18 protein-coding genes are annotated in these 20351 nt (G+C 38.0%); 12 read left to right on the top strand and 6 right to left on the bottom strand.

Annotation, left to right across the window (positions count from 1 at the left end):
* Position 1: 1 nt before the first annotated feature.
* From EZ456_RS10880 to EZ456_RS10895, 4 genes are read left to right on the top strand one after another with little or no spacing between them, the layout of a single operon-like run.
* A complete protein-coding gene (locus EZ456_RS10880; protein ID WP_131530027.1) occupies positions 2–961 on the top strand; it encodes an ABC transporter ATP-binding protein in 960 nt (319 codons plus the stop codon).
* Positions 954–2525 carry an ABC transporter permease/substrate-binding protein gene (locus EZ456_RS10885; RefSeq protein ID WP_131530029.1) on the top strand — a complete coding sequence of 524 codons (1572 nt, stop codon included), beginning with the start codon at positions 954–956 and terminating at the stop codon, positions 2523–2525. The genes EZ456_RS10880 and EZ456_RS10885 overlap by 8 nt, the downstream gene beginning before the upstream one ends.
* Positions 2525–3676: an ergothioneine biosynthesis protein EgtB gene (gene egtB / locus EZ456_RS10890; RefSeq protein WP_131530031.1), complete on the top strand. Its 1152-nt coding sequence runs from the start codon at positions 2525–2527 to the stop codon at positions 3674–3676. The genes EZ456_RS10885 and egtB overlap by 1 nt, the downstream gene beginning before the upstream one ends.
* Positions 3677–3683: 7 nt before the next feature.
* Positions 3684–4658, top strand: a complete 975-nt coding sequence (locus EZ456_RS10895) for an L-histidine N(alpha)-methyltransferase (RefSeq protein ID WP_131530033.1) — start codon at positions 3684–3686, stop codon at positions 4656–4658.
* On the opposite strand, the gene EZ456_RS10900 is transcribed toward EZ456_RS10895, so the two are convergent.
* Positions 4655–5728 (bottom strand): aminotransferase class V-fold PLP-dependent enzyme, encoded by a 1074-nt coding sequence (locus tag EZ456_RS10900; protein ID WP_131530035.1) that lies wholly within the window; start codon positions 5726–5728, stop codon positions 4655–4657. The two genes, EZ456_RS10895 and EZ456_RS10900, sit on opposite strands and share 4 nt — an antisense overlap.
* 115 nt (positions 5729–5843) lie before the next feature.
* Here EZ456_RS10900 and EZ456_RS10905 point away from each other — a divergent pair, with 115 nt between their 5' ends.
* Both EZ456_RS10905 and EZ456_RS10910 read left to right on the top strand, forming a co-directional pair.
* The gene (locus EZ456_RS10905) at positions 5844–6320 is read left to right on the top strand and encodes a DinB family protein (RefSeq protein WP_131530037.1); all 477 of its coding nucleotides are present in this window, start codon (positions 5844–5846) and stop codon (positions 6318–6320) included.
* 113 nt (positions 6321–6433) lie between these two features.
* Positions 6434–6817: a VOC family protein gene (locus tag EZ456_RS10910; RefSeq protein ID WP_131530039.1), complete on the top strand. Its 384-nt coding sequence runs from the start codon at positions 6434–6436 to the stop codon at positions 6815–6817.
* Positions 6818–6883: 66 nt separating this feature from the next.
* Here the strand turns inward: EZ456_RS10910 and EZ456_RS10915 are convergent, their stop codons facing one another.
* The 3 genes from EZ456_RS10915 to EZ456_RS10925 all read right to left on the bottom strand — a co-directional run bounded on the left by EZ456_RS10915 (position 6884) and on the right by EZ456_RS10925 (position 10627).
* Positions 6884–8080, bottom strand: coding sequence for an acetate/propionate family kinase (locus EZ456_RS10915; RefSeq protein ID WP_131530041.1), 1197 nt, complete (start codon positions 8078–8080; stop codon positions 6884–6886).
* Position 8081: 1 nt separating this feature from the next.
* Positions 8082–10169: a phosphate acetyltransferase gene (pta, locus tag EZ456_RS10920; protein ID WP_131530042.1), complete on the bottom strand. Its 2088-nt coding sequence runs from the start codon at positions 10167–10169 to the stop codon at positions 8082–8084.
* Positions 10170–10408: 239 nt separating this feature from the next.
* Complete coding sequence (locus tag EZ456_RS10925) at positions 10409–10627, bottom strand: DUF6965 family protein (protein ID WP_108198555.1); 219 nt, start codon at positions 10625–10627, stop codon at positions 10409–10411.
* A 189-nt stretch (positions 10628–10816) separates the two neighbouring features.
* Here EZ456_RS10925 and EZ456_RS10930 point away from each other — a divergent pair, with 189 nt between their 5' ends.
* The 4 genes from EZ456_RS10930 (at position 10817) to EZ456_RS10945 (ending at position 16626) form a co-directional block, all read left to right on the top strand.
* Complete coding sequence (locus EZ456_RS10930) at positions 10817–11494, top strand: competence protein CoiA family protein (RefSeq protein ID WP_225876519.1); 678 nt, start codon at positions 10817–10819, stop codon at positions 11492–11494.
* A gap of 158 nt (positions 11495–11652) precedes the next feature.
* Positions 11653–14022 (top strand): TonB-dependent receptor, encoded by a 2370-nt coding sequence (locus EZ456_RS10935; protein ID WP_131530043.1) that lies wholly within the window; start codon positions 11653–11655, stop codon positions 14020–14022.
* Positions 14023–14039: 17 nt separating this feature from the next.
* Entirely contained in the window at positions 14040–15287 is a 1248-nt protein-coding gene (locus EZ456_RS10940; protein ID WP_131530044.1) for a DUF4374 domain-containing protein, read from the top strand.
* A gap of 37 nt (positions 15288–15324) precedes the next feature.
* Positions 15325–16626 (top strand): PepSY-associated TM helix domain-containing protein, encoded by a 1302-nt coding sequence (locus EZ456_RS10945; protein WP_131530045.1) that lies wholly within the window; start codon positions 15325–15327, stop codon positions 16624–16626.
* 299 nt (positions 16627–16925) lie between these two features.
* Here EZ456_RS10945 and EZ456_RS10950 read toward each other — a convergent pair whose 3' ends face one another.
* On the bottom strand, positions 16926–17126 hold the full coding sequence (locus EZ456_RS10950; RefSeq protein ID WP_131530046.1) for a hypothetical protein: 201 nt from the start codon (positions 17124–17126) through the stop codon (positions 16926–16928).
* Between the two features lie 236 nt (positions 17127–17362).
* Between EZ456_RS10950 and EZ456_RS10955 the strand changes: the two genes are divergently transcribed.
* Both EZ456_RS10955 and mobA read left to right on the top strand, forming a co-directional pair.
* Positions 17363–18007, top strand: a complete 645-nt coding sequence (locus tag EZ456_RS10955) for a Crp/Fnr family transcriptional regulator (protein WP_225876520.1) — start codon at positions 17363–17365, stop codon at positions 18005–18007.
* Positions 18008–18019: 12 nt separating this feature from the next.
* Positions 18020–18604, top strand: a complete 585-nt coding sequence (gene mobA / locus EZ456_RS10960; protein ID WP_131530050.1) for a molybdenum cofactor guanylyltransferase — start codon at positions 18020–18022, stop codon at positions 18602–18604.
* Positions 18605–18869: 265 nt separating this feature from the next.
* Here the strand turns inward: mobA and EZ456_RS10965 are convergent, their stop codons facing one another.
* Entirely contained in the window at positions 18870–20351 is a 1482-nt protein-coding gene (locus EZ456_RS10965; RefSeq protein ID WP_131530052.1) for a rubredoxin, read from the bottom strand.

Raw genomic sequence — 20351 nt, forward strand, 5'->3', positions numbered from 1 at the left:
TATGATCGAATTAAAAGAGATAAGTAAGAAATTTGGAGATACCCTAGCGATAAATAAAGCCTCTTTTAAGGTAGAAGAAAAGGAAACGCTGGTATTGTTGGGCACAAGTGGCTGTGGTAAAACCACCACGCTAAAAATGATCAACCGGTTAATTGAGCCAGATGCAGGCCAGGTTTTTATCAATGGCGAAAATATAACCAATCAAGATCCTGATATTTTACGAACTGGAATTGGTTATGTAATGCAGAATATTGGACTTTTTCCACACTATAACGTCGCTGAGAATATTGCCGTTGTGCCGAAGCTTTTAAAATGGGATAAGGAAAAAATTAAAGTCCGAACGCAGGAGCTGATCGAAAAACTCCATCTTCCTGAAAATAGCCTGTCGATGTTTCCACATGAGTTAAGTGGTGGGCAACAGCAGCGTGTAGGCCTTGCCCGTGCTTTGGTTACAGATCCTTCTGTATTGTTAATGGACGAACCTTTTGGCGCTTTAGATAACGTTACCCGAACCAGTATCCAAAAAGAATTTAAGGGATTAGAAGAACTGAAAAGGAAAACCATTGTAATGGTTACCCATGATGTTCAGGAAGCTTTTGAATTGGCAGATCGCATTTGCTTAATGGATAAGGGAAAAATCATCCAGATTGGAACGCCCAAAGAATTGCTTTATCAACCGATAAATGATTTTGCAAGGAAATTTTTAGCCGGACAAAGGTTATTCCTCGAATTTAAAGTAGTTAAAATGCAGGATATTTGGCCTTATTTACCTAAAGTAACACTACAAGATGGGAAAAGCCTATCTGCTGATATGAATGTATGGGATGCGATGGAATTGTTGCGGAGTTCTGATCGGAGCGAACTTCTTGTTTCTGGTGCCAATAAAGAAAGCAAAGCCGTTAATTTCGAACAGTTAACGAAAGGATTTAACCAATTTCAAAACGCGCAGGTACATGAATGAGCATCAGCAAACTTTATGGCAGTTTATGCACGAGCAATCTGATAAATTGTTTGCTCAAACCCTGCAACATGTTGGTTTAACCTTTATTTCCTTACTTATTGCCATCGCCATTGGCTTACCACTGGGCATATTGATTGCCAGAAAAAGAAAACTTTCAGGAACGGTTTTAGGGATTGCCGGCATATTGCAAACGGTTCCGAGTATTGCCTTATTGGGTTTTATGATTCCTGTTTTAGGGATTGGTGCAAAACCTGCAATTGTGGCGCTGCTGATTTATGCCTTGTTACCGATTATCCGCAATACCTATACTGGCATTATTGGCATCGATCAGCATGTTAAAGAAGCCGCCAGGGCAATGGGTATGAGCAAAAGTCAGATTTTGCTGAAGGTTGAGTTGCCATTGGCTATACCCGTTATCTTGGCGGGTATCCGTACTGCAATGGTTATCAATGTAGGCGTGGCCACATTGGCCTCTTTTATTGCAGCGGGTGGATTAGGGGAGTTTATTTTTGGAGGCATTTCGCTCAACAATACCAATATGATCTTAGCCGGGGCTATTCCTGCAGCTTTGTTGGCCATTATCCTCGATGCCTTACTTTCTCTTATTCAGAAAATGGATTTTAAAAAGCTGAGAAAAGCATTGTACATTTTGCCTGTTGTGATTTTAATTTTAGGTGGCTTTTATGCACTTCCATCAGCTTATGGCTCTACCTTAACCGCTGGATTTACACCCGAATTTATGGGCAGGCAAGACGGCGATCTTGGATTGAAATCTACCTATGGCTTAAAAATCCATACCATTGTAATCAGCGATGCGGTAATGTACAAGGCTGCTTTTTCAAAAGAATTGGATGTAATTAGCGGTTATTCAACCGATGGTCGTTTGAAAGCCTTTGATCTAAAGATTTTAAAAGACGATAAAAGTATTTTTCCACCGTACTATGCTGCACCAATTGTTCGGGATGAAACATTGAAGCAATTTCCCCAATTAGCAGAAACTTTGAATTTACTTGCTGGTAAAATTACTGATTTAGTAATGACCGATCTTAATTACAGAACAGATTACCTCCACCAAACACCAGAACGTGTGGCAAAAGATTTCCTCATCAGTACTGGTTTGTATAAAGCACCAAAAAACGGACATAACGGTGTAGTGAGGATAGGCTCAAAGATTTTTGGTGAGCAATATATTCTGGCCGAAATGTACAGTATGCTGATTAGAGGGAATACAGATTATGAGGTATCTACCAAAACAGGACTTGGTGGAACAAAAATCTGTTTTGATGCACTGATGAATGATCAGATCGATTTTTATCCCGAATATACCGGGACAGGTTTATTGGTTTTGTTGCAACCGGATCCAAAAATTGCGAAAGAAATGGCACACAATAAAGACAAAACTTATGATTATGTATCGGCCGAATTTGAGAAAAAGTTTAAGATCAAGTGGCTTAAACCTATAGGTTTTAATAATTCTTATGCTTTAATGATGCGGCAAAAACAATCAAAAGATCTGAATGTTAATACCATCACAGACCTTAAAAACTATCTAGATAAAAATTAATGACACTGGTAGAAGAATACTTGCAGATCAGGAAATACTCCGAACAAATTTGCGAACCCTTGCAAACAGAAGATTATGTGGTACAACCAATTGTGGATGTAAGTCCACCGAAGTGGCATTTGGGACACACCACCTGGTTCTTCGAAACTTTTATATTAAAGCCGTTTTCTGTTAATTATCAGGTATATAACGATGAGTATAATTTCGTTTTCAATAGTTATTATGAAACCGTGGGGAACCGCGTAATCCGGACAGATCGTGGTAATTTAAGCCGACCCAGTGTAAATGAGATTTACCAGTACAGGGCTTATGTAGATGAAGCCATGGTGAAATTCCTGGCCACGACACTAACGGATGAAGTAAAAGAACTCTTAATTTTGGGTTTTAACCATGAGCAGCAACACCAGGAACTGTTACTCACTGATATTAAATACATTTTAGGAAACAATCCGCTTTTTCCCATCTATTCGAAAGATAGAAAAGAAGTTTTAGCCATACAGAAATCAGAACCCGGCTTTATCAATATTTCTGAAGGTGTTTATGAGATTGGTTACGATGGAGCAGATTTTAGCTTTGATAATGAATTAAACAGACATAAAGTTTACCTGCACGATTTTTCAATCAGTAAAACATTGGTGAGTAATGCAGAATTTATTGAATTCATTAATGCAGGCGGTTATGAAAATTTTAATTTCTGGCATGCTGAAGGATGGGATTGGGTGAAAAACAATAACATTAGTGCACCTATGTACTGGCATTTAATAGACGGAAAATGGTTTAATTATACTTTAGCTGGTCTTTTACCTATTGATTTAACCGCACCGGTAAGCCACATCAGCTATTATGAAGTTTATGCTTTTGCAAGCTGGAAAGGCATGCGTTTACCAACTGAATTTGAGTGGGAAATAGCAGCCGAACACTTTAACTGGGGCGAACGATGGGAGTGGACCGAAAGTGCCTATTTGCCTTATCCCGGTTTTAGTAAAGCGCCAGGCGCCATTGGCGAATACAATGGAAAGTTTATGGTTAACCAAAAAGTGCTTCGCGGTGCATCAATTGCCACGCCCAAAAATCATTCACGCATTACTTATAGAAATTTCTTCCACCCACATTTAAGGTGGCAATATACAGGGATCCGATTAGTAAAATAGTATAGATATGACCACCACCACTATCGAAACAGCAACAGACAACAAAACACAGTTCCTTCAAGAAACCTTAGCAGGCTTACACTCCGAGCCAAAATTTATGCGCTCTAAGTATTTTTACGATGCTATCGGAGACCGTATTTTTCAGCAGATTATGGAAATGGAGGAATATTATTTAACCAATGCAGAAATGGAAATCCTGCAATACCAGGCCAACCAGATTTCTCAGGCGATATCAGCCGATGGGAGCGCTTTTGATTTAATCGAACTGGGTGCTGGCGATGCCACAAAATCCATTCACCTGCTCAAATCATTGTTACATAATCAGTTGGAATTTAGTTATTTCCCGATTGATATTTCCGCACATGTAATTTCAGATCTGGAAGAAAATTTGCCTAAAAAACTTCCCGGATTGGATATGAAAGGTTTAAATGGTGATTATTTTAATATGCTTAAAAAGGCCACAGAATTATCCAGCCGCAGAAAGGTTGTGCTTTTTATGGGGGCAAATATCGGAAACATGAGTATAGCCGATGCCGGAAAATTCTGCTCGTCATTAAAAAAACTGCTTTCTCCTAAGGATTTGTTGATCATTGGATTCGACCTGAAAAAAAATCCTCAGCAGATTCTTTCTGCCTATAATGATAAAGGCGGAATTACCAGATCATTTAACCTCAATCTGCTTCATCGCATCAATAAAGAATTGGATGGCAATTTTGATCTGAACAATTTTGAGCATTATGCCAGTTACGATCCGGCATCAGGTGCCTGTAAAAGTTACCTCATCAGTTTAAAAAAACAGATTGTGAATATTGGTCAAAATGCCATTCATTTTGCAGAAAATGAGCATGTTTTTATGGAAATATCACAAAAATATTCGCTTAATGATATCGATCAGCTTGCAGAAAAAACTGGATTTAAACCACTTCAGCGTTTCTTCGATCAACATCAGTATTTTGTAGATGCCATTTGGAAGGTAGACTAGCTGCGGTTATCCAAAACCTGGAGCAGTTGATTTAAATCCTCTTCTGTATTATAAAAGTGAAATGAAATCCTTGTGCCTTTGCCACGTGGTGAGCAAAGGATTTTGGCTGCAGCAATTTTGTCTACTGTTTTTTGATCCAATGACATGCTCATAATGGTAGATTGATATTTTCGTTCCAATGTCCAATCTGGAATTAAGCCTCTTGAATTTAATGCTAACCTGGCTTTGTTGGAAATTGCCTGTGCAGTTTTTTCAATCCAATCGAAACCAATTGAGCCAAGCTCATTTAAGCTTTCGTTTAATGTACCAAAATTTAAAGTGTCTAAATGCCCGGGTTCGAAACACATAGATAGGTGGTCTTTGCCTTTTAAAAATGGGGCTGTAGGCAATTCGGCGAGTTTGTTTTTGCTGTAAATCGCATCTTTCATTTGATCGGAAAGAAGTGCATAACCGTTTCCATATCCAGCCAAAAGCCATTTATAACCACTTCCGATTAAAGCATCCAGGCCTGATTTTTCAAAGTTAAAATTTGTTGTACCTAAAAATTGAGTGCCATCACCGATCAACAAAAGATCAGGATATGTAGCTTTTAATTTCTGGATAAATTCATCATCCATCCTTAATCCACTAATGTATTGTACCATGCTAAATGCCAGCACGGTAGGCTTAAATTTTTCAATGGCAATGATGATGTTTTCTTCTAACTTTTCATCAATAGCTATGCTATGGTACTCAAAACCCATACTGATTACAGGATAACTCACAGATGGATACTCCTCTTCCAATAATAGAAAACGATGGTTTTTGTCCAACCCACTCAATAAAGTATTAAAACCGACTGAGAAATTCTGAACCAGATAGGTGTTTTCGGATTTTAAACTGAAAAGTTTAGCAATGTTATTTCTGACATCGGTAATGATGGGCAGATTTTCCATTCTGAAAATACTTCCTCCGGCAATAAAGTCTTGATCATGTTTAGTTCTCCATTCTGCAAGATTGGTAGATAAAATGCCTGAATTAGCCGTGTTGAGATAGGTATATGCTGTGAGGATCGGAAAAGATAGGTTCATGCCCAAAATTAAAAGAATTGTGCGTTAAAAAAATAAACTTTGGACTGAAATTGAATTTTATACAAACCTATGAGAATCACGTTTGTTAGGTTTATACAATCGGCAAAATTTTATTATGGAAAATCAAACATCGATACTGGTTACAGAACTTAAAAAGTTACTAAATGGGGGTGGAGCGCACGTAGGGTTTAAAGATGCTGTTGCCAATTTGCCTTTTAATCTTCTTGGCGAAAAGCCCCATAATTTACCCTATAGTATTTGGCAATTGGCCGAACACATTAAAATCGCTCAGTGGGATATGCTCGAATTTAGCAAAGATGGATCGCATCGATCGCCTAAATGGCCAGACGAATACTGGCCTAAAGAACTGGCACCTAAGGATGAACATGCCTGGAACAATACACTAAAACAGATTGATGCTGATTTGAAAGAATTTATTGCTTTGTTAGATTCTTCAGATTTATATGGGCTAATTCCGCATGGCGATGGACAAAGTGTATTATGCGAAGCCTTGCAGATTGCCGATCATAATGCCTACCACTTTGCCGAAATTGTTGTCATCAGGCGTTTATTGGGAGCCTGGAAGAGCTAAAGGAAGTTGTCTCGTTTGGGCCTGTACTTTGCCGCTTATGCAGCCTGTTACTATTGTTTTAATCCACTAAATTTAACTGTCCGTTCTCGTAAAAATTGATTTAAAAAAAGATTATGTTACAAAACTCAAAAGCATTCAGCTCGTTTTCTGTAGACGATGTACAGAAAGCAAAAGATTTTTATCAAGGCGTATTGGGGATCGAAGTTAAAGATAACCCGATGGGCGTAATTGAACTGGTTATTTCCGGATCAGCAAATGTATTGCTTTATCCAAAGCCAAATCATGTTCCGGCAACTTTTACGGTACTTAATTTTCCTGTTGAAAATATAGATCAAGCGGCCGACGAACTTATTGCCAAGGGAATAAAGTTCGAGATTTACAATGAAGAATATTTCAAAACGGATAGTAAAGGCATATCACGGGGAAACGGAGGCCCAAACATTGCCTGGTTTAGAGATCCTGCTGGCAATATTTTGTCTATTTTGGAAAACGATTAGGCCTGGCAAGACTTCCGAAGTTTGCGCCAATGGCAATGCGCCTGGCTAACTTCGGAAGTTTTGTTATTAGCCTAAAAGCTCAAAACATTGGTGGGCAATTTCATATTCTTCGTTGGTTGGAATAACCAGGATTTTTACTTTAGCGCTTGCCTTATTAATTTCTTTCGATTTCCCATTATAGGTTGTATTTTGATGTGGATCTAATTCAATACCCAGATAATCGAGCGCTGAGCAAACGGCCTCACGCATGTTACTGTCGTTTTCACCTACACCTGCTGTAAATACTATTGCATCTATGCCATTTAAAATAGCTGCATAAGCTCCGATAAATTTCTTAATCCTATATGCATACAGTTTTAGCGCTAAAATTGCAGCTTCATTTCCTTCGCTAACCATTTTTCTGATATCGCGCATATCACTTGAGCCACCTACACCTAAAAGTCCAGATTGTTTGTTAACCAGGGTGCTCAACTGTTCTAGAGTATATCCAGAATGCTCCATTAAATGAAAAATAACCGATGGATCTATATCTCCAGAGCGTGTGCCCATCATTAATCCGCTTAATGGGCCAAATCCCATACTGGTATCTATAGATTTACCATTTTTAATGGCCGTTATGCTACAACCGTTACCTAAATGGATGCTAATAATTTTTGTGTCAACTTTGTTTAGCCATTTAATAGCTTGCTCACTTACATATTTATGGCTGGTGCCATGAAATCCATATACCCTAATGCCATGTTCTTTGTAATACCATTCTGGAATGGCATAACGATAGGCCTGTTCTGGTATGGTTTGATGAAATGCCGTATCAAATACTGCAATTTGTTTTGCGTTTGCAAAAGTCTGTTCGGCTACTTCAATACATTTATAATTAACCGGATTATGAAGAGGAGCAAGGGAAAACAGTTTTTTGATCTGGTGTTTTACCTCATCTGTAATAAGGGTTGCGCCAGTAAAATGCTCACCTCCATGCACTACTCTATGGCCAACAGCCGCAATATCATCAGGGCTGGCTATTACTGCATATTCTCCCTCAGTTAGTAAAGCTAAAACCTGTTTTAAGCCTTCGCCGTGGTTAGCAATAAAACCAGACTGTTCAATGTTATACTTTTCGCTGTTGCGATAAACTGTATGTTTAATAAATGAGCCTTCAATGCCAATACGCTCTACCAGGCCGCTGCAAACTGGTGCTTTTTCTGGCATGTTAAAAAGCTGGTATTTTAAAGAGCTACTTCCTGAATTGATTACTAAAATGTTCATATTAATTATCCTGGCATTGAATTGCTGTAATTACAACAGTATTAAAAATATCATCTACAGTACAGCCACGGCTCAAATCATTTATCGGTTTATTTAAGCCCTGCAGCATTGGGCCAATAGCCAGTGCACCAGTTTCGCGCTGTACCGCTTTGTAGGTATTGTTGCCAGTATTTAGATCGGGGAAGATCAATACACTTGCTCTACCCGCTACTTCAGAACCTGGTAGTTTTTGTTTACCTACAAGTGGATCTACAGCAGCATCATATTGTATCGGACCTTCAATTTTTAATTCAGGATGCCTGGCTTTAACTATGGCAGTAGCTTCTCTTACGCGTTCTACGTCTTCACCTTCTCCTGATGTACCAGAAGAATAAGATAACATGGCAATGCGTGGCTCAATGCCAAATTTGGCACTGCTTTCTGCTGAAGAAATTGCTATTTCTGCCAGCTGTTGGGCAGTAGGATTGGGGTTAACCGCACAATCGCCAAATATGGCCACCCGTTCTGGCAGGCACATAAAGAAAATGGATGAAACCACCGATACACCTGGTTTGGTTTTAACAAACTGTAAAGCAGGCCTGATGGTGTGCTGAGTGGTATGAACCGCACCCGAAACCATCCCATCGGCATCACCCTTATAAACCATCATGGTTCCGAAATAAGAAACATCTGTCATCATATCTCTGGCCATTTCGAGATTTACATTCTTGGCTTTTCGCAATTCATGTAAGGTATTTACATAATCATTGTAATGAGCCGATTGCCCTGGGTTATGTATTTTTAAAGTATTGGTATCCAGATTTAACCCAAGCCTTTTAATCGTGTTGGTAATTTCAATTGGATCGCCTAAAAGCGTGATGTCTACAATATCCTGGGTAATGAGTTTCTCCACTGCTTTTAGAATGCGTTCGTCATTTCCTTCTGGTAAAACGATATGTTTTTTATCGCGTTTGGCCCATTTAACCAATTGGTATTGGAACATGTGCGGCGTAATACCCTGATAGCTAAAAGTGATAATTTTATCATCAAGTGCTTTAATGTCAACATATTTTTCGAAAAGCTCAATTGCGACTGCAATTTTTTTCTTGTTTTCGATTGTTATTTTTGAGTGGATACCGCCAATAGTTGTAGTGGTTTCGAAAGTTCCCTTTTGAACCGCTATTATTGGGATAATGGTTTGTAAACCCTCGATCAATTTAATAATCGGCTCATCGGGCAAACTGCCCGCGGTTAAAACAATACCTGCAATTTTCGGGTAATTGGCTGATAAATTGGCTTGAAGTGCGCCAATAATAATATCACCGCGATCGCCAGGAGTAACAATAAGCAGGTTGTCTTTGATGTGCCTTAAAAAATTAGGCAGCATCATGGCGCCGGTTACAAAATTATCAACTTGGTTATCCAATAGTTCAGATCCAAAAAGCACTTCGCCACCTAAGGCTAAAGTAATTTCTTTCATGGTTGGACTTTGCAGACCAGTTTCAGTCGGAATAACGGCAATAAGCAGTTCTGCAGGTAATTGATTGCTTAGTGCCTGTTTAATACGCTCTGCTTCCTCAGGGTTTACCATATTGGCCACCACACCTAATACCTGTACATCGCGCAACAGGAAGTTTCGGTAAATATTAATGGCCGATTTAAAAAGCTGACTTGCGGTTTTGTTTTTTCCTGATACGACAATTAAAACGGGAGCGCCCAGGTTTTTGGCCATTAAGGCGTTCGATTCGAACTCAAATGCCATGCCTTCGCCTAAAAAGTCGCTGCCTTCAATTACCGTAAAATCATAGTTATCTTCTAATTTTTTATATTTACTGATAATGGTATTGATAATCGTACCGCTATCCTCCGATTGATGCAACATTTCTTGCCGTGTAAAGGCAAAAGCATCCTCATAGTTAACAGGAAGGGAAAAATAATCCAACATGGCTTCTACATGTTCATCCTTTTTATTCGGATCGTCTTGGGCAATAATCGGTTTAAAATAACCTACTTTTTGCGTTTTTGCCAATAACATATTGATCATCCCGAAGGCAATTACTGATTTTCCGGTATAGGGCTCGGCCGAAGCAATGAATATATTTTTAGTCATAAATAAGGATCAATGTATAGGAATAACCAATTAGGCCCAATATAGTTGGAAATATTTATTTTAAAAACTAAAGCTCGTTAAGTTTTAAAGACAGGTTAAAATAATTCCTATTTCTACATTTTAAACACAATCTATAGGACTATCAATGATCAACCTGGTGACGAAGATGTAAGATTGGTTTAACTAAAATATTTTCTAAATGCAGGTATGTTATGGAGCATTAAACTCAAGGAAGTTCTTTAGGCATTTGATTCAATCAAGAGCTTTAACATCTTTAAACGATGAATAAGCGGAAGATTCACTTTGGCATCGGGATTGAGTTTTAGGGGCATGAAATGACTTTCCAAAAAGTGCTCATAATCGGTAATCACAGTGGCTTGGTTTAGGTAAATAGGCACCTGCTGTTTTCCGGCTTGGGTAAAAAACTCTTCTAGCTGCTGTATTTCTTGGATGGTCATACTGCAAAGTTATCATTCTATTTTAAGCAGATGGAATTAAATTTATTTGATAGATGGTATCTGCCTTAAGCTCAATCATAATGATTTTAAATATTACATGGTTATATCTCCCATCTATCTCTGTACTAAAAATTTTAGTTTAAATTTGTTTTCCCTAATTAAGTGTTTTTCTAATGGTGTGGTAAGAGAATGGATAATAGTGAAATAATAAAAGATATTCATCGTGTTGAAATAGTTCCGGATGTTTCTTCGCTTAAAAGAGAATATTACCGAAAAGAAACAGCTTGGCACCGCGATTGGAAGTTGGCTTTTCCGCCATCGTTTAGAGAGGTCGCCTTTTACGACGTGGCCAATACCGATATTCACCGGGCGGATATATTTACGCCATCAGATTATACTATTGAGTTTCAAAATTCTCCAATAACACTTGCCGAACTCAACAGTAGGGAAGCATTTTATCCAAATTTGATCTGGATATTAAATGGTAAAAAATTTAAAGGCTTTAAAATATTGAAACATTTACCTGATGTGGATGATCCGAAGCTAAAGGATTATGAGTTCTGTCATTCCGATCACCTTTCGATGGTTAGGAAAACAGAGATTATGCAGGGAGTGCCCAATCCAAAAATACTTAATTTTTACCATCCAGAACTTCAGGGGATTAAACTCACTTCAAACCTATATTCCTTTTGCTGGAAACAGCCACATAGTGTATGGTATTTAGCGACCGCAAAAATTATTGTAGACTTAGGTGGACATTTCTTATATGAGCTAAAACAACGTGAACAGCTAAATGGAAATTATCCATACCTAAAAATGTTGAGCAGAAAAACCTTTATCGATTGGCATACCCCACCAGAAATTTAGCTGGAAAATAGAGGTTAATAAAAATTAAACAATTATTAATTCTTATTTGGACTTGATCTAAATAGAGGCTATATTTGCCGGAAATAAAAATGCCACACGGTTCGGACCCGTGTGGCTAAACCGGAAATCCGGCTCACCTTTAATCTCCATTAAAAGCCATGCAAATTAAGAAAATTTTGCTATTGGGCATACTATGTGCCTGTGTAATTTTTACTTCCGCCCAAAATCGATTCTCGAGTATCTCGGGGCAAATCAAAGCCAGTAATGGTAATCCGCTTTCAGGGGCTACTATTAAAATCCACAAAACCAATTATGGTACGTTAACAGATCAGAATGGGAATTTTAAACTCTCAAATATTCCTGTGGGTAATTACACCTTACAGGTATCTGCAATAGGTTTTAAAACACAGAAAAAAGAAATCAATGTAACTGATGGGGAGTTAAGCACTTTCAACTTTCGCTTATCCGAATCATCTGAGCAAATGGAAACCGTAAACGTAATCGGTAGAACAGCAAATCAGGAAGTAAACAGGCAGGCTTTTAATGTAACCTCAGTTGATGCCAAGAAACTTTACAACACCACACTTGATATTTCTGGTGCTTTAGATCGGGTAGCAGGCATACGGGTAAGAGAATCGGGAGGAGTTGGTTCAAACTTTAATCTTTCATTAAATGGCTTTTCGGGCAACCATGTCAGATATTTTATTGACGGTATTCCAATGGATAATTTTGGCTCATCCTTCCAGATCAATAATATTCCCATCAATATTGCCGATAGGATCGAAGTGTATAAAGGAGTAGTACCCATGTGGCTGGGATCTGATGCTCTAGGAGGTGCCATTAATATTGTAACGGGCGATCGTTACCGCAATTATGTTGATGCTTCCTATTCATTTGGATCATTTAATACGCATAGAAGTGTAATCAATGTAGCGGTTACCTCAACAAAGGGCTTAACGTTTCAATTAAATGCATTCCAGAATTATTCGGATAATGATTATAAGGTAAATGTAGAAGCCTCTGATATTTACACTGGAGCTTATGCGCCCACTGCATCTTTAAAAAGGTTTAACGATACTTATCACAATGAAACTTTAATCGTAAATGTGGGTGTAGTGGGTAAAAGCTATGCAGATAAACTTTTGTTTGGTGTTACTGTAGGTCAGAATTATAAAGAAATACAGACCGGTGCCAGGATGGTTTCGGTTTTCGGTGGTTGGCACCGTAGGGGTAATATTTTAATGCCTACGCTAAAATATAAGAAAGAAAACCTGATCAAAGGTTTAGATGTAACCATCAATGCCAACTACAATTTAGGTAATGAACAGAATATAGATACTTTAAATGTTCGTTACGATTGGTACGGCAACAGTAAACCAAATGGAACAAATGGCGAACGCGCCAGGAGTTTGTACAAATACAAAAACAATAATGGCTTGGCAACAACCATGTTAAACTACAAAATAGATGACAATCAATCGGTAGCGGTAAGTAACGTATTTACCACATTTAACCGAAAAGGTAGCGATGAATTAAATCCTACCAATGCAGATTACGAAAGACCAAAGAAAACCAACAAAAATGTTCTTGGACTTGGTTATAATTTCGATGTAAAAGATCGGTGGAGTGCAACAGTTTTCGGAAAATACATCAATCAGGGCAATGTTAACGGAAGTGGCAGCACAGCTGGTAAAAATAGTATCGATCGGTTAGGCTATGGCGCTGCGGTTACCTATTTTATTAACCGGAATATGCAGTTAAAAGCTTCCTACGAGCTTACCAACCGCATGCCCGAGGCACAGGAGATTTTTGGTGATGTAGAAAATCAGGATGCCAACCCAAATTTAAAACCCGAAAAAAGCGATAATTTTAATTTAGGTCTTAGCTATAATTTCTCTATAAACAGGGAACATAATTTCTCTTTCACCGCCAATGGTATTTACCGTAATGCAAGCAATTTTATTTATAACAGGTTGAACCAAAATCAATCGAAACTTGTTGCCGATAACCGCGATGGGGTAAGAACAGTAGGTGGTGATGCCGAAATTAGGTATTCTTATAAAAACTGGTTAAGTGTTGGTACCACAGTTACTTACCAAAATCTGAAAAACCTTCAGAAATACGAAATTAATCCAAGTACGGGCGAAAAATTCACAAATGTAAGCAATGTGTACCTGGATCAGATGCCCAATATTCCATACCTCTACGGCAATGGAGACGTTTCAGTTTCTTTAAAAGATGTGGGCCATAAAGGCAATAATTTATCTATTGGTTATAACTTATTATACGTGCATGCTTTTTGGTTGTACTGGCCAAGTCAGGGCGCAGTTGGCGATAAAAAAGTAATCCCTCAGCAGTTCAATCACGATTTAAACTTTGTGTATAGCTTAAAGCAAGGTCGCTACAATATTGGATTGGAGGCCAAAAATATCACCAACGCCGACCTCTTCGATAATTTTAGCCTTCAAAAACCAGGTAGGGCATTCTACTTAAACCTGAGATACTTCATCAATAAAATCAATAATTAATACATAAAAAAAGTAATATGAAAACAAACTTTACCAAAGCGTTTATAGCTTTAGCTTTCGCTGCCGTACTTACCTCGTGTTCAAAAAAAGAAGAAGGCGAAAGTGTTCCGGAAAATCCAGGAAACTTTATCCTGGCCGTAACGCCAGTTGCCTCTACAGGTGTTGCCGATTATTTGCTTACGGCCAGTGATTTGGATAAGGGTACGATCTCTACCGCTGGAAACGGAGTAGAACAAGACGGAACTTACCGTTATTATGTTACGCACAACAATAAATTTTTCAGTATGCTTTACGGGCAGGGAAATCCAGGTGCGGTAACTACCTACAATATCCTGGCTGGTAAATTAAACAAGGTTTCTAATTTTCAAACCGAAACTGTTCAGGCTTTTACTCCAGTTAACGATGATCTGTTATTGATAAAAATTCCAAGGAATTTAGCCACTCCAACAGCAAGCTGGTATAAGGTAAATACCAATAGCCTTTTAATCTCCGGCGAAGGAACATTAGATGCTACAGCTCCTGCAAACAATGGAGAAATCGCTCATTTTAGCTGGATTAAACAGGTTGGAAATAAAGTGTATGCACCGTTTTTCTGTATTAACGGCAATAGATTCTGGACAAAATATCCTAACACAGCATGGATAGCCGTTTATTCTTATCCTGAAATGAAATTGGAAAAAGTGATTAAAGATGATCGTACCAGTTTTATCGGAAGATATTTTACGGACGGATTGGGTGTAGTTGAAAATGGTGATGTTTATGCATTTTCGAGCTCGGTGGCAATTGACGATAATACTGAAACAACAGATGTGCTTACCGATTCTAAAATCACCTCTACCAAACCATCAGCAATTACCAAAATTAAAGCGGGCACAACTGAGTTCGATTTAACTTATTTCCTTGATTTTGAATCGGTATCTGGCGGTTATGTAATTACCAATTGGATTTATATCGGTGGTAATAATTTTGTTATAAATGCGATATTAAAAGCCAACAAGGGCGCTTACACAATGGGTAAAACAGTCGGTATATTAAATGTAGTTGATAAAACCTTCAAAAAAGTTACCGGACTTCCTGCCGAAACTGCTATCTCAAGTGTCACTGCAAACAACTATACGCCAAAAGATGGAAAGTTGGCTTACCTGGGCTTCAATTTAAGCGATGGTACGAGCTATGTGTATAAGATTGATGCTGCTACAGCAACGGCTACAAGGGGTCTAAAAGTAGAAGGTGGGGTAATTACTGCCGTTCAGCATTTAAAATAACCACAAAATTATCATCACAAAAAAACTAAACAGAACAATGGCAACCGTAAACAAAACTACTCCAGCAAAGAAAAAAAATAAAGATTCGCTATTTAACAGAATCAATAAATGGCTTCACCTCTGGCTTGGCCTAATATCGGGCGTCATTGTTCTTATTGTTTGTATAACAGGCTGTATATGGGTTTTTAATGAAGAAATTACAGGTTTATTGGAGCCTGAAACCAAAATTGAAAAACAGGATAAACCCGTAATTACACCCTCACAGCTGAGTGCCATTGCGTTTAAGCTTTATCCTGAAAAAATTCCTTCGTATGCACAATATCAGCAGGGAAGGGCAATCAGTTTAAATCTGAAGGGAAAAAAGGACGAAGGCAGAAGAGGAGGTGGAACAAGCCTGAAAATTAATCCTTACACAGGTGAAGTGATTAGCACAGTGGTGCATAAAAAAGGAGAAGTAGATTTTTTTAGGTTTATCCTCAACGGTCACCGTTTTTTGTGGCTGCCTTACGCCATCGGAAGGCCGATTGTAAACTATGGTACCATGATATTTGTGGTTTTGTTAATTACAGGCTTAATCTGGTGGTACCCTGAAAAATGGAACAAGTCTACCCGCGATAAGAGTTTCAAGATTAAGTGGGGTGCCTCATTTAAAAGATTAAACCTCGATCTGCACAATGTACTTGGCTTTTACTCTTTGATATTTTTGCTATTTATTGCCTTAACTGGAATGGTATATGGCATTAAGTGGTACAGCGAAGGTTTATATTGGGTAACTTCAGGGGGAGATAAATTGGGCGATTTCCAGCGTCTGGAGTCGGATTCTTTGGCCATTGGAAAATTTTATACACCACAAAAAGCGATGGATCTGGCCTGGCAAAAGGTAATTGCCCGCCATCCAAAATCGCAAGGTTTTTACTATAATTTTCCCGATACTTCAAAAGCGAAAGCCACGATCAATATTACAGTTTATCCCAATACAGGTCAGTTTTACAATAACCAGGGGTATACTTTCGATCAGCATACTTTAAAAGAATTTAAGCGCGAAGGTGTTTATTCCATCTCATATGAAGAAGCTGGATTTAGTGGTAAACTCAGAAAAATGAATTACGATATCCATGTGGGGAGTATTTTGGGTTTTCCTGGTAAAGTAATGGCTTTTTTGGCTTCGTTAATTGGGGCTAGTTTGCCGATAACTGGTTTTCTGATCTGGTACGGTAGGAAATTCAAGAAGAAAGCTGCAAAGAAAGAACCCGTATTAACCGAAGGTGGAAATAACAAGACTAATTTTAAGCCGAGGGCTAAAATTCTGGTCAAAAAGGTTGAAGAAGTCTTGGAATAATTTAATAATTAGTTAACCACAGATCTATACCGATAAACATGGATTTTATATCTGGCTGCGAGGAATCGTCATTGCGAGAAGGCTATTTCAGCCGACGAAGCAATCTTACAACGATCGCTACTAGCGTGCGCTTTAAGATTGCTTCGTGCCTCGCAATGACGAATTTTTATAGGATTGTGTAATTGGGAATTTATTTCAGCATCGCTCTCGTTATATCTCGATCTAGATATAAAAATCGGAAAAGGAAGTGATAAAAAAAGAAAACCCGGACATTGTCCGGGTTTTCTTTTTTTAATGCTTTACAATTTTACCTTTTTAGCTTTTGGTTCAAGTTTTTCAGGTAATTGTATCGATAAAATTAAATCAATGCTTTCCGAGTTGGTTTCATAATCGGCTGCAATTTTTTCCCATCTTTTTAATTCTGACTGTAAGGTTTCGATTTCCTTACCCAATGATTCGATCTTATTCTGGATTGATTTTCTAACGTTTGTATTTGCCATAACACAAAATTATGATTTGATGGCATATCTTTAAACTTCTTTGCGATAAGGATGCCTATAAAAAATGCTAAGTGTTCTATTTCAATGAGTTTTATTCTCAGATAATTTTCAACAATAGTGAAGAATCGCTGAATTTGCGCACGATAGCAAATAATTGTGCAATCATTTGCTATTTTTACCCACCATCCCTTACAAATATGAAGAAAAATAGTAATTGCGATCTTAAAAGCTGTTTTATGTGCCAACTCACATTAAAAGAATGGCATCCTGCCATTGAGAGCCATAAACGGAATTTTATCGCTAAAAAAGGGGAAGTAATTATCAAAGAGGGCGATCCGGTGAGCGGTGTTTACTTTGTTACTTCGGGCAATGTAAAAGTGCATAAACAGTGGGGCGATAAGGAATTGATTTTACGTTTTGCAAACGATGGTGCCATATTCGGGCATCGGGGAATCAGCAGCAGTATTTCTACTTACCCAATCTCAGCAACTGCTTTAGAAACCACGAAGCTTTGTTTTGTTGATATCGAATTTTTTAAAACCACCATTAAAGTAAACCAGGAATTTGCCTATGGTTTATTGATGTTTTATGCCGACGAGCTGCATGCCTCAGAAAAGAAAATGCGTAATTTAGCCTTAATGTCGGTTAAAGGAAGGCTAGCAGTGGCTATTTTAGGATTGAGAGATCAATTTGGATTAGATGCTGAAGGGTTTTTAAATCTAGCATTAAGCCGTCAGGATCTGGCTGCTTTTACCGGCGCAACTTACGAAACCGTTTTTAGAACGATGAATGAACTGCTCGCTGAAAAATTAATACTTGTGAAAGGAAAGCAAATCGGTATTTTAGACGAAGCTGGGCTGACAGACTTGAGTAGCAAATAAATTAAAATTTATATGTTGGGAATCGTTTTATGTGGTGGTCAGAGTTTGCGCATGGGCACTGATAAAGGTTTACTCAGCCATCAGGATAAACTATGGGCACAGGTAGCGTGCGATAAGCTAAGCTCGCTTAATCTCCCAGTAAAATTTTCGGTTAATCCATTACAGCAACTAAGCTATGTTGGTTATTTCGGGAATGAGCAATTAATTATAGACAATCCTTCTCTTGATATCAAGGGGCCTTTATTGGGCGTACTTTCTGCTCATTTATCAAATCCAGAAGAAGATTTGTTTTTATTGGCCTGCGATATGCTGCTGATGGAAACCAGATTGTTGGAAAAACTTATTCACTCGTTTAAAGCTGATGAGGCTTTCGATGCTTATGTTTTTATTAAGGATAACCAGCAAGAACCCTTGTGTGGGATTTATAAAGCTAAAGGTTTGAAAAATATAATAAACCTACTTCAAACCAACGGTTTGGCTAAACACAGCATGAAATACATTTTAAGCAATTTGCGTGTTTGCGAAATTGCCGTCGACGACCAGGATTATCGTTATTTCGGGAATTTTAATTCTCATGCCGAAATTAATGGCTTATAACCTGATTATCGTCATCTCCACTCCAATGTTTTTTTTGTTAAAAACTGATCTCTACCATTGACAGATCCCTATAGAAGGTCGTCATTCTCGCGCAGGCGGGAATCTTAAAGCTTATTGCATTATCTAAAAGGGATGCCTTTGGCACGATTCCCAATCAAGTTGGGAATGACGATTCCACGCAATATATTAATTCATTAAAATCACCTGTTATTCATATTAATTTTTATACAATAAATTAAACCTTGAAATGACGATCCCTGTAGCTTTACAAAAGCTGTAATACTGATTGATCAATTTTAGTGAAATTATCTTTCTCTCCTTCACAAAGCACACAGCAATAACTTTCTGGTAAATCTTTAAATGCCGCGCCTGGATTAATATTATTTTCAATTTCTCCGATCCGCTCATTGTACACAGTTAAACAGTTGTTACATTGATATAAAAAATCGCCATCTTTTATTACGATTTCTTCTGCTTGGAAGTTTTGTTTTTGTTTGCCTATTTTAATGGCATTTAAACGATATTTATAGAACTTAAATATCGAACGTCTTACTTGTTCTGGTAACAGAAAGCTGGGGTTGCTTCGGCTAAAAATTTCGCCTGTACGCTCATTGGGGTTAAAATCTTTCGCACATAAAATATCATAAACTGGGAACAATTTTACACCCAATAAATTAATGAGGTGGCGTTTTTGGATCAGGATACTACTAAAAACCTCACTTTTCTTGCGGGTTTTAATACCAAAACAGATCCCAAATGTTCGGGTATCATCAATGCTTAAATGTTTAACCAGAAAGCTTTTTAGTGCCAAACCTTCGTTACAGTTATCTTCTACCTGAAAATTTAGTTCATTTGCAGCGTGCCGCATATTAATCTCAAATTCTTCGAGCAGGGCATTCCAAAGGCTTTTATCTTTTTCATCTATTCCTTTTATTATAATGGTTTTCCAGGATGTACAGCACAACTGACCAAGTTTGGTATCTAAACAAAGTTGACACAGTTTCTTTAAAAATGGAATGCTGAACAATTCATCACGCCTGTAAATGCCCAACCAATATCTGTTGTTGTACCGATTTAAACCTTCGTAGTAAGGCAGGTTGAACGAAGATAGGGATACGGTGTTTTCAGCAGGTTTAAGAATAAAGTTTTCCTGATCTAAAAGTGCAAAAAGATCTTCGCCATTGGCTAATGCATTATCTACAAATCGTGTTGGATTATTTTTGATAATGGTTTCCACGGCTTTGGTAACCTCAGCAAGGTGGTTTGTATAGCAGAGTTGATTCCACTCGTAGGTTACATTGGTTTTAGGAAAGCGGATAATCAAATGCCAGTAATGTTCTGATTGTGAAGAAGCAATCCAGTTAATATTGCCTGTTAACATGGGCGTAAAACTCTGATCGCTATCGCAGATATTTACTTTTACTGAAGGTTTAAAATCGATATCATCCAAAATATCTTTATACACGCCTTCGGTAAGCCAGGTTTTGCGGATAAAAATTTCTTCAGCTGGGTAAGAACTAATAATATTCGGAAAGTTATTGGTGTCTACCTCATAATCGATCCTAAGTTTATCCATTTCGACCGTAAATATGTCAATATTGTAGGTTGTAGTATCAATCAATAACTGTTGGCGGAGGCCAAAACGAACATATTGTATCCTAGCTTTTGTTGCCGCGACTAAAATGTTGTACAGGTTGCCCGGTGATATGATGCCACCTGGAAAGTTAATGATGATGGTTTGATACAT

It is taken from the genome of Pedobacter psychrodurus, from assembly GCF_004331735.1.
GTDB lineage: Bacteria > Bacteroidota > Bacteroidia > Sphingobacteriales > Sphingobacteriaceae > Pedobacter > Pedobacter psychrodurus.

What these genes read in the sequence shown, in the direction of transcription:
- EZ456_RS10905 (WP_131530037.1), top strand. Translation starts at nt 5,844, where the DNA reads ATGGAAAATCAAACATCGATACTGGTTACAGAACTTAAAAAGTTACTA.
- EZ456_RS10915 (WP_131530041.1), bottom strand. Translation starts at nt 8,080, where the DNA reads ATGAACATTTTAGTAATCAATTCAGGAAGTAGCTCTTTAAAATACCAG.
- EZ456_RS10925 (WP_108198555.1), bottom strand. Translation starts at nt 10,627, where the DNA reads ATGACCATCCAAGAAATACAGCAGCTAGAAGAGTTTTTTACCCAAGCC.
- pta (WP_131530042.1), bottom strand. Translation starts at nt 10,169, where the DNA reads ATGACTAAAAATATATTCATTGCTTCGGCCGAGCCCTATACCGGAAAA.
- EZ456_RS10930 (WP_225876519.1), top strand. Translation starts at nt 10,817, where the DNA reads ATGGATAATAGTGAAATAATAAAAGATATTCATCGTGTTGAAATAGTT.
- egtB (WP_131530031.1), top strand. Translation starts at nt 2,525, where the DNA reads ATGACACTGGTAGAAGAATACTTGCAGATCAGGAAATACTCCGAACAA.
- EZ456_RS10940 (WP_131530044.1), top strand. Translation starts at nt 14,040, where the DNA reads ATGAAAACAAACTTTACCAAAGCGTTTATAGCTTTAGCTTTCGCTGCC.
- EZ456_RS10945 (WP_131530045.1), top strand. Translation starts at nt 15,325, where the DNA reads ATGGCAACCGTAAACAAAACTACTCCAGCAAAGAAAAAAAATAAAGAT.
- EZ456_RS10900 (WP_131530035.1), bottom strand. Translation starts at nt 5,728, where the DNA reads ATGAACCTATCTTTTCCGATCCTCACAGCATATACCTATCTCAACACG.
- EZ456_RS10955 (WP_225876520.1), top strand. Translation starts at nt 17,363, where the DNA reads ATGTGCCAACTCACATTAAAAGAATGGCATCCTGCCATTGAGAGCCAT.
- EZ456_RS10895 (WP_131530033.1), top strand. Translation starts at nt 3,684, where the DNA reads ATGACCACCACCACTATCGAAACAGCAACAGACAACAAAACACAGTTC.
- EZ456_RS10965 (WP_131530052.1), bottom strand. Translation starts at nt 20,351, where the DNA reads ATGTATCAAACCATCATCATTAACTTTCCAGGTGGCATCATATCACCG.
- EZ456_RS10880 (WP_131530027.1), top strand. Translation starts at nt 2, where the DNA reads ATGATCGAATTAAAAGAGATAAGTAAGAAATTTGGAGATACCCTAGCG.
- EZ456_RS10935 (WP_131530043.1), top strand. Translation starts at nt 11,653, where the DNA reads ATGCAAATTAAGAAAATTTTGCTATTGGGCATACTATGTGCCTGTGTA.
- EZ456_RS10950 (WP_131530046.1), bottom strand. Translation starts at nt 17,126, where the DNA reads ATGGCAAATACAAACGTTAGAAAATCAATCCAGAATAAGATCGAATCA.
- EZ456_RS10910 (WP_131530039.1), top strand. Translation starts at nt 6,434, where the DNA reads ATGTTACAAAACTCAAAAGCATTCAGCTCGTTTTCTGTAGACGATGTA.
- mobA (WP_131530050.1), top strand. Translation starts at nt 18,020, where the DNA reads ATGTTGGGAATCGTTTTATGTGGTGGTCAGAGTTTGCGCATGGGCACT.
- EZ456_RS10885 (WP_131530029.1), top strand. Translation starts at nt 954, where the DNA reads ATGAATGAGCATCAGCAAACTTTATGGCAGTTTATGCACGAGCAATCT.